This is a genomic window from Clostridium sp. CTA-7 (genome assembly GCF_054768095.1).
Genome location: NZ_BAAAAV010000004.1, coordinates 258,292 through 272,608, shown reverse-complemented (window position 1 = coordinate 272,608; position 14,317 = coordinate 258,292). Strand labels below are relative to the sequence as shown.

At 27.2% G+C, this 14,317-nt stretch carries 12 protein-coding genes; 11 read left to right on the top strand and 1 reads right to left on the bottom strand.

Going from position 1 to position 14,317, the window contains the following annotated elements; all coding sequences use genetic code 11:
- Positions 1 to 249: 249 nt before the first annotated feature.
- The 11 genes from ACYUEX_RS10070 (at position 250) to ACYUEX_RS10020 (ending at position 13,025) form a co-directional block, all read left to right on the top strand.
- Positions 250 to 1,788, top strand: a complete 1,539-nt coding sequence (locus ACYUEX_RS10070; RefSeq protein WP_460287947.1) for an ATP-binding protein — start codon at positions 250 to 252, stop codon at positions 1,786 to 1,788.
- A 2-nt stretch (positions 1,789 to 1,790) separates the two neighbouring features.
- Positions 1,791 to 2,489: a response regulator gene (locus ACYUEX_RS10065; RefSeq protein WP_460287946.1), complete on the top strand. Its 699-nt coding sequence runs from the start codon at positions 1,791 to 1,793 to the stop codon at positions 2,487 to 2,489.
- A gap of 116 nt (positions 2,490 to 2,605) precedes the next feature.
- Positions 2,606 to 4,030, top strand: a complete 1,425-nt coding sequence (locus ACYUEX_RS10060) for a flavocytochrome c (RefSeq protein ID WP_460287944.1) — start codon at positions 2,606 to 2,608, stop codon at positions 4,028 to 4,030.
- Between the two features lie 27 nt (positions 4,031 to 4,057).
- The gene (locus ACYUEX_RS10055; RefSeq protein ID WP_460287942.1) at positions 4,058 to 4,402 is read left to right on the top strand and encodes an FMN-binding protein; all 345 of its coding nucleotides are present in this window, start codon (positions 4,058 to 4,060) and stop codon (positions 4,400 to 4,402) included.
- A 202-nt stretch (positions 4,403 to 4,604) separates the two neighbouring features.
- Positions 4,605 to 5,288, top strand: a complete 684-nt coding sequence (locus ACYUEX_RS10050) for a helix-turn-helix domain-containing protein (protein WP_460287940.1) — start codon at positions 4,605 to 4,607, stop codon at positions 5,286 to 5,288.
- 109 nt (positions 5,289 to 5,397) lie between these two features.
- Complete coding sequence (locus tag ACYUEX_RS10045; protein WP_460287937.1) at positions 5,398 to 7,176, top strand: M3 family oligoendopeptidase; 1,779 nt, start codon at positions 5,398 to 5,400, stop codon at positions 7,174 to 7,176.
- Between the two features lie 243 nt (positions 7,177 to 7,419).
- A complete protein-coding gene (locus tag ACYUEX_RS10040; RefSeq protein WP_460287936.1) occupies positions 7,420 to 10,038 on the top strand; it encodes a 3'-5' exonuclease in 2,619 nt (872 codons plus the stop codon).
- Between the two features lie 78 nt (positions 10,039 to 10,116).
- Positions 10,117 to 10,539, top strand: coding sequence for a UDP-N-acetylglucosamine pyrophosphorylase (locus ACYUEX_RS10035; protein ID WP_460287934.1), 423 nt, complete (start codon positions 10,117 to 10,119; stop codon positions 10,537 to 10,539).
- A gap of 139 nt (positions 10,540 to 10,678) precedes the next feature.
- A complete protein-coding gene (locus ACYUEX_RS10030; RefSeq protein ID WP_460287932.1) occupies positions 10,679 to 11,443 on the top strand; it encodes a threonine/serine exporter family protein in 765 nt (254 codons plus the stop codon).
- Between the two features lie 2 nt (positions 11,444 to 11,445).
- Positions 11,446 to 11,916, top strand: a complete 471-nt coding sequence (locus ACYUEX_RS10025; protein ID WP_460287930.1) for a threonine/serine exporter family protein — start codon at positions 11,446 to 11,448, stop codon at positions 11,914 to 11,916.
- A 224-nt stretch (positions 11,917 to 12,140) separates the two neighbouring features.
- Positions 12,141 to 13,025: a ComEC/Rec2 family competence protein gene (locus ACYUEX_RS10020; protein ID WP_460288194.1), complete on the top strand. Its 885-nt coding sequence runs from the start codon at positions 12,141 to 12,143 to the stop codon at positions 13,023 to 13,025.
- Positions 13,026 to 13,072: 47 nt separating this feature from the next.
- Here ACYUEX_RS10020 and ACYUEX_RS10015 read toward each other — a convergent pair whose 3' ends face one another.
- Positions 13,073 to 14,275 carry a dicarboxylate/amino acid:cation symporter gene (locus ACYUEX_RS10015; RefSeq protein WP_460287928.1) on the bottom strand — a complete coding sequence of 401 codons (1,203 nt, stop codon included), beginning with the start codon at positions 14,273 to 14,275 and terminating at the stop codon, positions 13,073 to 13,075.
- Positions 14,276 to 14,317 lie beyond the last annotated feature (42 nt).

Sequence of the window (14,317 nt, the reverse complement as noted above, 5' to 3'; positions counted from 1 at the left end):
AAGATTAAAGTTTTGAAAATGTGAATAGATAATGTTTTTAGAAATTTAATTTGAAAAAATAGATTTGTTTTATACTGTCCTTACATTCAGTTTGGAAGTGGACATATGTAAGTTTACGTTGACTTTGAGCGGAGTGACGGAATAAGTAAACTTATATATGTTAATTTTTTTATTTGTTGTAAGCTATATATTAATGTATAATTATTGTGTAAAAATATTAAATAAAGTAAAACATAGAGGACTATATAAATGAATCTAGAAAAAAAGATTACAAAATTAACAATTGCTATATTTATAGCTGTTATATTTATTATAAGCATTTTTTCATTAGCTATAATAAATAAGAAAGTTTCTGAAACAATAGGAAAAAGTCTTACAGATACAGCTTTTGTTATAGCAGCGAATCCGATGATTCAAAAAGAGTTAGCAGATAAAGAAGACCCTACCAATCTTAAAGTACAAAACTTTGCTGAAAGAGTAAGATTAAAGACAGGCTTATTATTTATAACAATTATGGATAACGAAGGCGTACGATATTCTCATCCAATTCCGGATAATATAGGTAGAAAATTTTTAGGTGGAGATGAAAAATTAGCCTTAGAAAATGGTGAAACTTATATATCTGAAGGAGAAGGTCATTTAGGGAAATCTATTAGATCTTTTGTGCCAATTTACAAAGATGGGGTGCAAGTTGGAGTAGTATCTGTAGGGATTTTAAAGAGAGATTTAAAAGAAGAGGTTAGAGAATATGTTGTTGATTTAATACCAGTATTTATAGGTGTATTAATAGTAATAATATTTCTTGCAAGAAAGTTAGCACACAATATAAAAGAAGATATTTACGGATTAGAACCTGAAGAGATAGCTATTCAGCTTAGAGAAAAAGAATCTATTATAAATAATATAGAAGAAGGATTAATAGCATTAAATAGTTCAGGACATATAACAACAATAAACAATAAAGCATTGGAAATTTTAAAGATAAATTCAGATGAGGAAATAGATAATAAAATAATAAACTTATTATATGAAGTAATGTATAGAAGAAGTAGAATATTTAATAAGGAAATACGATTAGATAATAATATTATAGTTATGGGAAATTTCTATAGTATTATAGGAGAGTATGGTAAAGTTGTAGGAGCAATTGCTAGTCTTCAGGACTTTACAAAAGTGCATAATATGGCTGAAGAATTAACAGGTGTAAAGGAATTAACTTGGAACTTAAGAGCTCAAAATCATGAATTTATGAACAAATTACATACTATAGCAGGATTAATACAATTAGAGGAAAATGATAAAGCGTTAGAATATATATTTCAAACTACAGAGACAAGAGGAATAATTACAGATAGTTTAAGTAAAATAAAAGAACTATCATTACAAGGATTACTATTTTCAAAATATAATAAAGCTGATGAAATGAAAATAAAGTTCGAAATTGATGAAAACTCATATTTAAAAACTATTCCTAGCAATATTAGAATACAGGATATATTAACCATTATAGGAAATCTTATAGAGAATTCTATAGAAGAAGTAAAAGGAAAAGAGGGTGGATATGTGTATGTGGGAATTTTCCAAGAAGAAAAAATAAAAATAATAGTTAAAAATAATGGAAATAAGATTGAAGATGAAATAAAAGAAAAAATATTTAAAAGAGGATTTAGTACAAAGGGAGAGTTCAGAGGGCTTGGCTTATATAACATAAAAAATATTATAGATTCATTAAATGGACGTTTAAAGTTAACTTCAGATAAAATAACTAAATGGGAGGTTGAAATATAGTAATGACTAAGATAAAAGTTTTTATTATTGAAGATGATCCAATGGTAAAAGAAATAAATACAAGATTTTTAGAGAAGCTAGAAGGGTTTGAAGTAGTTGGAGAAGCAAGTAATATAAAAGAAGCTAAAGAGAAAATTGCTAAAAGTAAGGTTGATTTGATTTTACTAGATGTATTTCTACCAGATGGAAAAGGATTAGATTTGTTAAAATGGATTAGATTAAATGAAATTAATATGGATACAATACTAATTACAGCAGATAAATGCAAGGCTTCAGTAAACGAAGCCTTTAAATATGGAGCTGTAGACTATTTAATAAAACCATTTAAGTTTGAAAGATTTAAAGAAGCATTATCTAATTATAAAGATAGATTTTTTGAAATGAAAAATATAGATAATATAAATCAAGAATATATTGATCAGTACATATTAAAAATAAATAAAGATTATATTGAAGAGGAGGCAGAAGAAAGAGAATTATGTAAAGGATTAAGTTTAAAGACATATAACAAAATAATAGAATATATGAATGTTAAAAATAAAACTAAATTGACAGCAGAAGAAGTGGCGAAGGGAAGTGGACTTGCTAGGGTAACAGCAAGAAGATACTTAGAAAAAATGGTTGGAGAAGGAAAAGTAGATATAATTCAAGAATATGGTAAGATAGGAAGGCCTACAAACTTTTACATAATCAAAAAATAAGACCAAAAAGACCAAAATAAACAATAAGACCACAATATTGATTGATTATAAATTAACAAATATACTAAAGTTGTAAATATTTAAAGAATAATTAAGGATTAAGGGGAGAAATGTTAATGAAGAAGAAGACTTTAGCATTAATAATGTCAGCTTTAATATTAGTTCCAACAACTTTAGTTGGTTGTGGTGGAAAAAAAGAAACTGCTGACGTAGTAGTTATAGGAGCTGGTGGAGCAGGTTTATCTGCGGCAGTACAAGCTAAACAAGAGGGAGTAGAGAATGTTGTTGTTTTAGAAAAAATGCCTATAGTAGGAGGAAATACTAATAGAGCTACTGGTGGATTAAATGCAGCAGAAACTGAACAACAAAAATCAAAAGGCATAGAGGATTCTATTGAAACTATGTACAACGATACAATGAAGGGTGGATATGAAAAGAACAACCCTGAATTAGTTAAGAAACTATCTAATGAAGCTAAAGACTCAGTTAAATGGTTAACAGATTTAGGTGCAGACTTATCAGATGTTGGTAGAATGGCAGGAGCTACAAATTATAGAACACACAGACCAACAGGTGGAGCGGCAGTAGGAGCTCACTTAGTTGATACGTTAAAAGCATCTGCTGAAAAAGAAAAAGTTGATTTAAGATTATGGAATGAAGCTAAAGAAATAGTTGTAGATAAAGATGGTAATGTTTCAGGAGTTAAAGTAACAAATAAAGAAGGTAAAGAATATACAATAAATACAAAAGCTGTTGTTATAGCAGCTGGTGGTTTCTCAGCTAATCAAGAAATGGTAGTTAGCTATAAAGAAGATTTAAAAGGTTTTGCAACAACTAACCATACTGGAGCTACTGGGGACGGTATAGTTCTTGGAGAAAAACTTGGAGCAGACTTAGTAGATATGACAGAAATTCAAACACATCCAACAGTTGTCCCAGAAAAGGCTGTAATGGTTACAGAAGCAGTAAGAGGAAATGGTGCAATACTTATTAATAAAGATGGTAAGAGATTTACAAATGAATTATTTACAAGAGACGTTGTTTCTAAGGCTATATTAGAACAAAAAGATGGAGTAGCTTATCTTTTCTTTGATGAAGGATTAAGAAAGAGCTTAAAAGCAACAGAAGAATACTTTAATATGGGATTAGTTACAGAAGCAGATTCAGTAGCAGAATTAGCAGAAAAACTATCAATAGATAAAGATACAATGGTTCAAACAGTTAATAAATATAATGAATTTGCAGCAGCTAAAACTGATTCGGAATTCAAGAGAGAAGATCTTCCAAGACAATTAAATCAAGGTAAGGTATATGCAATACCTGTAACACCTGCTGTTCACCACACAATGGGTGGATTAAAAATAAATACAAATGCTGAAGTTGTAAATAAAGATGGAAATGTTATTAAAGGTTTATTTGCAGCAGGAGAAGTAACTGGTGGAGTACACGGTGGAAACAGATTAGGTGGAAATGCATTAGCAGATATAGTTACATTTGGTAGAACTGCTGGAAAGAATGCAGCTGCATATATAAAAAAATAGATAAATAACATTGTAGGAGGAAGAAGAATGAAGAAGTTAACTGCGATATTAGGAGCAATAGCATTGTCAGCAACAGTACTTGTTGGCTGTGGTGGCGGAAAATATAAAGATGGAACATATACAGGTGAAGGACAAGGAGCTTCTGGAGCAATAAAAGTAGAAGTTAAAGTTGCAAAAGGAAAGATATCAGAAATAAACTTAACAGAGCAACATGAAACTAAGACTTTAGTAGATGGTGTTAAAGACAACTTAGTTCCAGAAATAATAAAGAAACAAAGTACTGAAGGCGTTGAAGCTATATCAGGTGCAACTAATTCATCAAAAGGTGTATTAGAAGCTGTAAATAAAGCTTTAGAAGCAGCAGCTAAATAAAAAAAGCCCTTAGATTTTTATATATAGTAGGTGGATTTCATAAAATAGAATCTGCCTACTTTTTTATTTAAATTGTTTTAATTTATATCTTGCATATTTAAGGAAGAGATATTGAATTAATAATAAAATTTGTTGCTAGAATTTGTATATTTGAAATATAATATGTATATACTTTTTATTAAATATGATTAGGAGATAATTTATGAAGGATGGGTATGAAAGTTTTGAATCCGATTTTAATATTTTTAGTAACAAAATATCACTTTTAATGGAGTCAAGAAACAAAGAAGAAATAATAAATATAGTTAATGAAAAACATAAATCTGAAGTTATAGATGATGTTGATAAAGAGCATAAAAGAGATGATTTAATAATTTGGAATGCAGTATATACTAGAGAGATTATAAAAAATGGAATATCTAAAAAATATCTTCATCCAATTTATAATAAATTTTATAGGCAAATTAAAGAGGCTAATAGCATAAGTAGTTTACAAATTATTGAGACAAAAATGATAAATGAATATGTGGATTTACTAATAAATGATACGGAAATTACTGATAGCTTTACAGTTAATAAGCTTTTACAAGCTCTTCATTTAAATATTGAAAATCATACATCACTAGAATCAATATGTAATAATTTAAATATATCAGTAGGCTATGCATCAACTTGTTTTAAAAAATATAAGGGAATATCTATTATGAAGTATTTGAGAGAAATAAAGATTGAAAGATCAAAGACGTTACTGTTAAGTACAGAAAAAAGTATATTAGAAATAAGCATATTGTTAGGATTTCATGATCAAAGTCATTTTACTAATACCTTTAAAAAGATAGTAGGAATATCGCCATCAGAATTTAGAAATAAAAATTATTCAATATAAGTGGTAAATAATTGAATAAAAATAATTTTAATAATATAATTAGACTATGTTAGAGGAAAAATGTCTAACAGAGCATATAATTAAAAATAAGTATAAAAGGAGAGTAATTATGTCATTAGAATGGAGCTTAAAAGAGCTATATCCATCATTCACTTCAGATGAGTTTAGGTTAGACTTAAAAAGAGTGGATGAAGGAATAGAAGAAATTAAAACATTTGCTAAAAATACTGATCAAAAGTCAGATGATTTAATAAAATTAGAAGAGTTAATAAATAAGTTAGAAAGTATAAATTTACTTTTAAATAAAATAGGTGCTTATGCAAATTTAACTTTAAGCACTGACTCAAAAAATCCAGAAGGAAGAAAATATTTAGATGTTATAAATTCTAAATATAGTCTTTTAGCAGAACCATTAACTAAAATTTACAAATGGGTAGCAAATATAGATAATATAGATAGTTTAATTAATTCATCTAATTTATTAAAAGAGCATAAATTCTTTATAAAAGAAATAATAGAAAAAAATAAATACATGCTAAGTGAAAAAGAAGAAGCTATAATTGCTAAAATGAGAAATACAGGTTCAGATGCTTGGTTAAATTATAAGGATTTATTAATATCAACACATAAAGTTGATATTAATATTGATAATGAAGATAAATCATTACCATTAACAGTTGTATTAAACATGGCATATAGTCAAGATGCAGACTTAAGAAAAAAAGCTTATGAAGCAGAAATTAAGTCTTATGAAAAAATAGAAGATGGAGTAGCAGCAGCTTTAAATGGAATTAAAGGAGAAGTTTTAACTACTTCAGAGCTTAAAGGATATAAGTCACCTCTTCATATGACTTTAGAAGAGTCAAGAATGGATGAGGATATTTTAAATGCTATGCTTACGGCTATAAAAGAAAGTTTACCATCCTTTAGAAAATATTTAAAAAGAAAGGCTGAAATTTTAGGACATAAGAATGGATTACCATTTTATGACTTATACGCACCAGTTATAAATAAAGAAATGAAATTTTCTTACGAGCAAGGGAAGGCTTTTGTTGAAAAGAATTTTAGAAGCTTTAGTGAAAATTTAGCAGACTTTGTTATAAAAGCATTTAATAATAATTGGATAGATGTAATGCCTAAAGAAGGTAAAGTAGGTGGAGCATTCTGCGAAAGTATAAAAGATATAAATGAAAGTAGAATACTATTAAACTATGGTAATAGCTTTAGTGATGTTGTAACTATGGCACATGAGCTTGGACATGGATTTCATAGTCATTGCTTAAGAAATGAAACTGTATTAAATTCAGAATATCCAATGACTTTGGCAGAAACAGCATCTAATTTCTGTGAAATAATAGTTAAAAGAGGTGCAATAAAAGATGCAACTAAAGAAGAAGCTTTTGCTATTTTAGAAGCGGAAATATCAGATTGCAATCAAGTAATAGTTGATATATATTCAAGATTCTTATTTGAAAGTGAAATTTTTGAAAAAAGAAAAGAAAGTTCTCTTTCAGTAGAAGAAATTAATGATGTTATGATAAAAGCTCAAGAGGAAGCTTATGGAGATGGACTTGATAGTAACTTCTTGCATAAATATATGTGGACTTGGAAGCCACATTACTATTATGCTACAGCTAACTTCTATAACTTCCCATATGCATTTGGAAACTTATTTGCAAAAGGTTTATATGCTGAATATTTAAAAAGAGGTGAAATCTTTTGCAAGGAGTATGAAGAGTTATTAGCTGTCACAGGAAAAGAAAAAGTTTGTGATGTAACAAAAATAATGAATATAGATGTTCATAATGCTAACTTCTGGAGAAACTCTTTAAAACTTATAGAAGAAGATATAGAAAGATTTATTTTTTTAAGTTATGAAATAAATTAATAAAGAAAGGGTGTCAGCTTTTGCGACACCCTTTAAATTTATGTTAATTTAAGCTTATTCGAGTTAGTTCACTTATGTTTACTATTTTTATAGAATATTATATATTCTATTATAACATAACAGTATTTTTAAACAAAATAACATAAATTATATATATATTACTAAGTTACTATAATATTTTTATATTAATTTAGTTATATATGATAAAATTAACTTGAAATATTAAAGCTAGGAGGAGTAAATGTGAATTTAAATCAAGAACAAGCTTTAGTTGTAAATGAATTAGAAAAAAACATTTTATTACTTGCCTCTGCAGGTACCGGTAAAACTAATACTTTATCAAGTAGAATTTCCAATATTATAAATAGCAAAAAAGCAAAGGCATCAGAAATATTATGTATAACTTTTACTAATAAAGCATGTGCAGAAATGAGAGAACGTTTAGAAAAAGTCGTTAAAGAAGAAGCTAAAGATATTACTATAAGAACTTTTCATAGTTTTTGTTATGATTTAATTAAAAGTGATGCAAAAAAAAGAACGGATATATTTACTGACTTCATAGTTTTTGATGAAGAAGATTGTAGAGAAATAATAAAAGAATGTAATTATTATAACTATTCTGTTTTTAAATTACAGCAATTTATAGAGCTGATAAAAATAGAAAGAGCAAAGCTTAATTTATATAGTAATAATATTCTAGATGATTATAGTGAAACTATAAAAAATATATTCAAATATAAGGAAAGCAAAATAAATTCTATTTGTAGTGAGAAAGGTACTTTGAATAATGAAATGAAGTATTTTCTATTAGAAAAAGGCCATTTTTTAGTTAATTTATATAATTCATTGCTTTATAATAATCATGGATTAGATTTTACAGATTTAACTTCAAAGGCAAAGGAAATTTTAAGGGACGATAAACTTGTTTTAAATTTAAGAGAAAAATATAGATATATAAATATAGATGAAGTTCAAGACACAAGTACATTAGAATATTTTATAATTGAGAAGATATTTAAAGGAAATAACATCTTGCTTTGTGGAGATATGTTTCAAACTATTTATGGTTGGAGAGGTTCAGAACCATATAAAATATTAGAATACTTTAAGGAATCTTATAATCCAATTGAAATAGTGTTTTCTAAAAATTATAGATCAACAAAGAATATAACTAATGGTTCTTTAAGCTTTTTAAAGAATGCTTTTGAATCACAATATAAATCTATATATAGAAATGAAATATATTCAGAAGCAGAAGATAATGGAGAAAAAATACAATTAAAGATGTGTAATACTTTAAGAGAAGAAGCTAGATTTATATTTGAGGAAGTAAAATCTTTAAAAGAAAAAGACGAAGATATATCGAAGCTTTGTATCTTAAGTAGAGATAACAATTATAATATAAAATTAAGTAGAGAGCTAGGAAATATAATTGGCTATGAAGGAGCAGATTTTGAATTTATATTAGTAGATCAATTTAAGTTTTTTAGAAGGAAAGAAATAAAAGATATAATAGCTTTTTTAAAGCTTATTGCAAATAAATATGACAATGTTAGCTTAAAGAGAATAGTAAAAAGGCTTCCAACAGGTATTGGTGATAAAACCTTTCAAATTATTGAATCAAAAGAATATAGAGAGGTTGGAATTACTCTATCAGATTTTATAGATATAAATGCAAGAGTTTATGGTGAAAAGTATTCATTATTAATAAATGAATTTGCAAAAGATAGTATAATAGTTTTTGATGTTGAAAGCACAGGAACAGATGTAACAGAAGATGAAATAATTCAAATAGCAGCTATAAAAATCAATAAGTATGGAGAAGTTATTGATAGCTTTGAAAGGTTTTTAAAAAATAAAAAATCTGTAGCTTCATCATTTAATGTACATGGGTTTAGTGATGAATTTTTAAATGAAAAAGGTGAAGATAAGCAAAAGGTATTAAAAGAATTTTTGGAGTTTTCAAAAGATACTGTAGTAGTAGGACACAATGTTCAATATGATATAAATATTTTAACAAGTGAACTTTATAGAAATAATTTAGAAGAACATAAATTCAAAACTTTTTATGACACATTAGATATATACAGAAGATTTCATCCAAATTTAATTAATTATAAATTAGAAACATTAAGCAATATATTTGAAACTAGAAATAAACCAAGTCATGATGCTATGGACGATATACTGGCTACTAGTGATTTACTAGTTAGAGCCATAAATAATGATTTAATTCCGACGTCTATTAAAAGAATAAATTATATGTCTAAGCATTTAAAGGCATTTTCATATATTAGTGATAAGCTTAATGAATTATTTAAAGAAGTTGAATTTAAAAGACCGCAAGATATAATAGTAGAGATTATAAATAAATTTAATATAAAAACATTATATTCAGGAAGAGGTCTTGAAGCAGTTAAAGAAGGAAGAGAAAAGATAGAAAGACTTAGAGATTTTTATGTATTAGTAAGAGAATTGGATGATAATAAAAAAAGTAATAGAGATTCTTTATTAGATATAATTAAATTAACAGGTCTTTCTAATGGAGAGCTTGAAAATTTAATTATAAATAGAACTAATAAGAAGAGAATTCCAATTATAACTGTTCACCAATCTAAAGGGTTGGAATTTGATAGTGTGTTTATTGTTGGACTTCAAGAAAATACTTTTCCAGCCTATATGTCAATTAAATCAAATAATTTAGAAGAAGAAAAAAGAACCTTTTATGTAGCATTAACTAGAGCAAGAAAACATTTATATTTAGTAGCACATTTAAATGAAGATTACAATAGAAAAAATGAAACAAGTAGATTTCTTGAATATATAGATAGAGAGTATATAGAAACAGATAATAATTATTAAAAGATATTTATAGTTATTCGTATAGAGTTATAGTATAATAAAATATATTTTATAAAATACTGTGAGGGATGAAGAAAGATGAAATACAATTTAAACGTATATGAATTAGGACAATTATTAAGTAATATCACAAAAGAATACAAAGTTGAATTACTTTCTAAAATAAAGTTAAGTGGTGGATGGATGACTATGACTGGAAAGGTATCAGTAATAGCAGTTCCAGAAGATAAAATAGTTCTAAAAGGAAATAATATAATAACTTTAAATATACAAGATAATGAATGTGAAGGAAGTTTAATAAAAATTACAGGAGCTAAAAATAGTAAATTTGAAATAGATGTAGCACCAACTAAATATAAGGAATTTGGAGCTACAGGATTAAATTTAAATAAAGTTAAAATAAATGAAAATGAATGTAAGCTTAGAATAGGTGAAGACATGATTTTTACTATAAGAAATACTTCAGTTCAAAGTATATCAAATATAATTAATAATATATAGTTTTAAAGGAAAAAATCTATAAGATTTTTTCCTTTATTTTGTTAAGAAATAAAATTTTTAAAAGAGTAAAATCAATATAGACAGGCTGTTATGAGAATTGTATAATATATGCAGTTAAATATAAAAGAAGGGAAAAGAAATGGAAATAAATAATATACTTCAAGTAGCAGCTTACGCAGGGAAAATAATGTTAGAAAGTGGAGCAGAAGCTTATAGAGTTGAAGAAACTATGAATAAAATTTGTAATTCATTTGGAATAGAGGTAGCTGATAGTTATGCTACTCCAACAGTAATTATAGCGTCAGCTTCACATGAAGGAGAAATAAAATCACTTGTAGTTAGAATTTTAAATCGATCGGTAGATTTGCAAAAGATTCATAAGGTTAATGATTTAGCAAGAAATATATCAAAAAGTAATTTTACTGTAAAGGAATTGAAGATTAAACTTAAAGAAATAGAGGAAGAAAAGAGATATTCAAATAAGGTGACAATTTTATTTTCAGCAATAGGAGCCTTTGGGTTTGTTTTTTTATTTGGAGGATCTTTAAGAGATGCTATCGCAGCATTTTTAATAGGAATAGTAGTTAAACATTTTTCTATAAAGGGAGAAGGAATAGGATTAAATTCATTTTTTATAACAAGTATTTGTGCTGGAATTTTAGCTTTTTTAGCAATTATATCTATAAAAGTTGGGTTAGCATTTGATATAGACAAGGTTATAATAGGGTCTATAATGCTTTTAGTTCCAGGACTTGCAATTACTAATGCAATAAGAGATACTGTTGCAGGTGACTTAGTATCTGGGCTTGCACGAGGAGCAGAAGCATTTTTGACAGCTATAGCAGTTGCTATTGGTACTGGTGTAGTTTTAAGTTTTTGGATTAGAGTATTTGGAGGAGTATAAATATGATTATTGAAGTGTTATCTGCTTTTATCTCATCTTTTGCATTTGGAATAGTTTTTAATATTAAAGGTAAAAATTTATTTTTTTCAGCTTTATGTGGTGCATTAGGATGGTTTATATACAAGTTTTCAATAAAGGTGGGTGGTTCTGATACAACAGCTTTATTTTGGGCAGCTGTGGGACTAAGTGTGTATTCAGAAATTTTTGCAAGAATATTAAAGACACCAGTAACTACATTTGTAATAGCAGCTTTAATACCATTAGTTCCTGGTGGTGGCATGTATTATACAATGGTTGAAGCCATTACAGGGAATGTTATGAAGTCCTTGGAAACTGGAATAAAAACTTTAGCTTCGGCAGGAGTACTAGCTCTTGGAATTATATTAGTTTCAACCATTACTAAGACCTTAATAAAATATAATTCAAGTAAAAAATTAAAGACCCAAGAAAATTTTGAAAATCTAAGTAATTAAAAAGAATAAAATTAATAAAAAAGCAAATAATATTAGCATAGTCAGAAGTTATATTTTAAATTTGACTATGGCTATGGGGCGTTGCAGGACAGAATGCAACGCCTTTTGACATTTTTACTATAAAAACATATAATAAGTATTAATATAAGAATATATGTTTGGAAGTAAGGAGAGATAAAGCTTTGACTAAAGAAAAAGAATTAAAAAAATCCTTTGAAGAAACTATGAGAAAGCATAAGGGAAACAAAAAAGCACAATTTATAACTATTATTGTATTTGGAATAATTGCATTAATATCTTTATATTTTGGGAAAGATATTAAAAATTTCAATACAGGGGTTTCAAGTGGTAAATTAGAGATATCTTATTTAGATGTTGGACAAGGTGATGCAGCTTATATTAAAGTAAATGATTTTGATATATTAATAGATGCAGGGCCAAGGAGTGATGCAGATAAGCTTATAAAACAATTAGAGGAAAAAAATATAGATGACTTTGAAATTGTTATAGCAACTCATCCTCATGAAGATCATATTGGTGGAATGGAAAAAGTTTTTGAAAAATATAAAGTAGAAAATTTTTATATGCCTAAGGTAACTCATAATACAAAAACTTTCGAAAATATGATAAATGCTGTTAAGAAGGAAGGCTTAAAAGTAAAAGTTATAAAAGAAGGAATGAATTTTGATTTAGGAGAAGGAGCAAAAATAGATGTCTATTCTCCAATTTATGAATCATATGAAGAGTTTAATGATTATTCACCTATAATGAAATTAACATTTGGAAATACAAGCTATATGTTTACAGGTGATGCAGAAGCTCATGCTGAGCAAGACGTTGTAGCTAAATATCCTAAAAATTTAGATGCCGATGTATTAAAATTTGGACACCATGGATCTAGTACCTCATCAACAAAAGAATTTATTGAATCAGTTTCACCAAAGTATGGAGTAATTAGTTGTGGAGTAGATAATAAATATGGACATCCACACAAAGAAACATTACAAAAAATAAATAATTATGGAATAAAGGCTTATAGAACAGACAAACAAGGGCAAATAACAATATTGTCTGATGGAGAAAATATAGATATAAAAACTAAAAAATAGAGTAAACAAAAAGAGATATGAATTTATTTTTTCATATCTCTTTTTATTTATTCTAGAACTCTAAGTTCTTCTAAATTTTCTGCCACTACTTCATTAGAGTTTAAAACACTATCGATTATTATAGCAATAGCTCCATCCCCTGTTACATTAGTTGCAGTTCCGAAACTATCTTGAGCAGCATGAAGCGCAATCATAATAGGTTTTTCAAGTGTTCCAAAACCAAGCATTGACTCTAATATTCCAAGAGCCGCCATAACTCCACCACCAGGAACTCCAGGAGCAGCAACCATAGTTACTCCAAGCATAAATATAAATGGAAGCATTAATACAAAGCTAGGAGTTCTACCAGTCATATACATGACAGCCATAGATGTTAATACAAGAGTAATAGTATCACCAGCTAAGTGTATAGTTGCAGCTAAAGGAACTACAAAATCAGTTACTTCCTCATTAACTTTATTATTATTAACACATTCAACTGTTACAGGGATTGTAGCAGAAGATGACTGAGTACCAACAGCCGTTAAATATGCAGGAATCATATTTTTAAGAAGTTTTAATGGATTCTCTTTTTTAATACTACCAGCAATTGAATATTGCATTAAAAGATATATTCCTTGAATAGAAAATAAAATTATATAAACTAAAGCAAAGCTTTTTAAAGTACTAAATATTTCTCCACTAAAACTAAGTTTAGCGAAAATTGCTCCAATATATATAGGAACTATAGGTATAAGAACATTGGAGACAATTTTAGAAACTATTGAGCTAAATTCATTAAAGATATTTAATATACTACTATTTTTAATTTTAGATAAGCTTATCCCCATAATAAATGAAAATACTAAAGCAGACATTACAGTCATCATAGGAGGAATATCAATTTTGAAGAAAGGATTTACCCCAGTACCTGAATCTATAACTAAAGAATTTGCTTTTAATAACTTAGGAAGCAAATAAGACCCTGCTGAGTATGCTAAAAATCCTGCACATAGTGTAGAAATATACGCAATTAAAGTTGTAATCAATAATCCTTTTCCAGATTTATGTCCAAGAGAAGCTATTCCAGGAACAATAAAACCAATCATAATTAATGGAATAATAAATGATAAGAAACTTCCAAATAGCTCACTGAAAGTTGCTAGAAGTCTAATTGGAAAATCAACGTTAAAGTTTTTACAGGCTAGCCCCAAAATTATGCCTGTTATTAATGCTATAAATATTTTTAGTATTAATGATTTATTTTTCATATTAAAGCCCCCTTTTTATCAAAATGTATTCATATAAAAAAC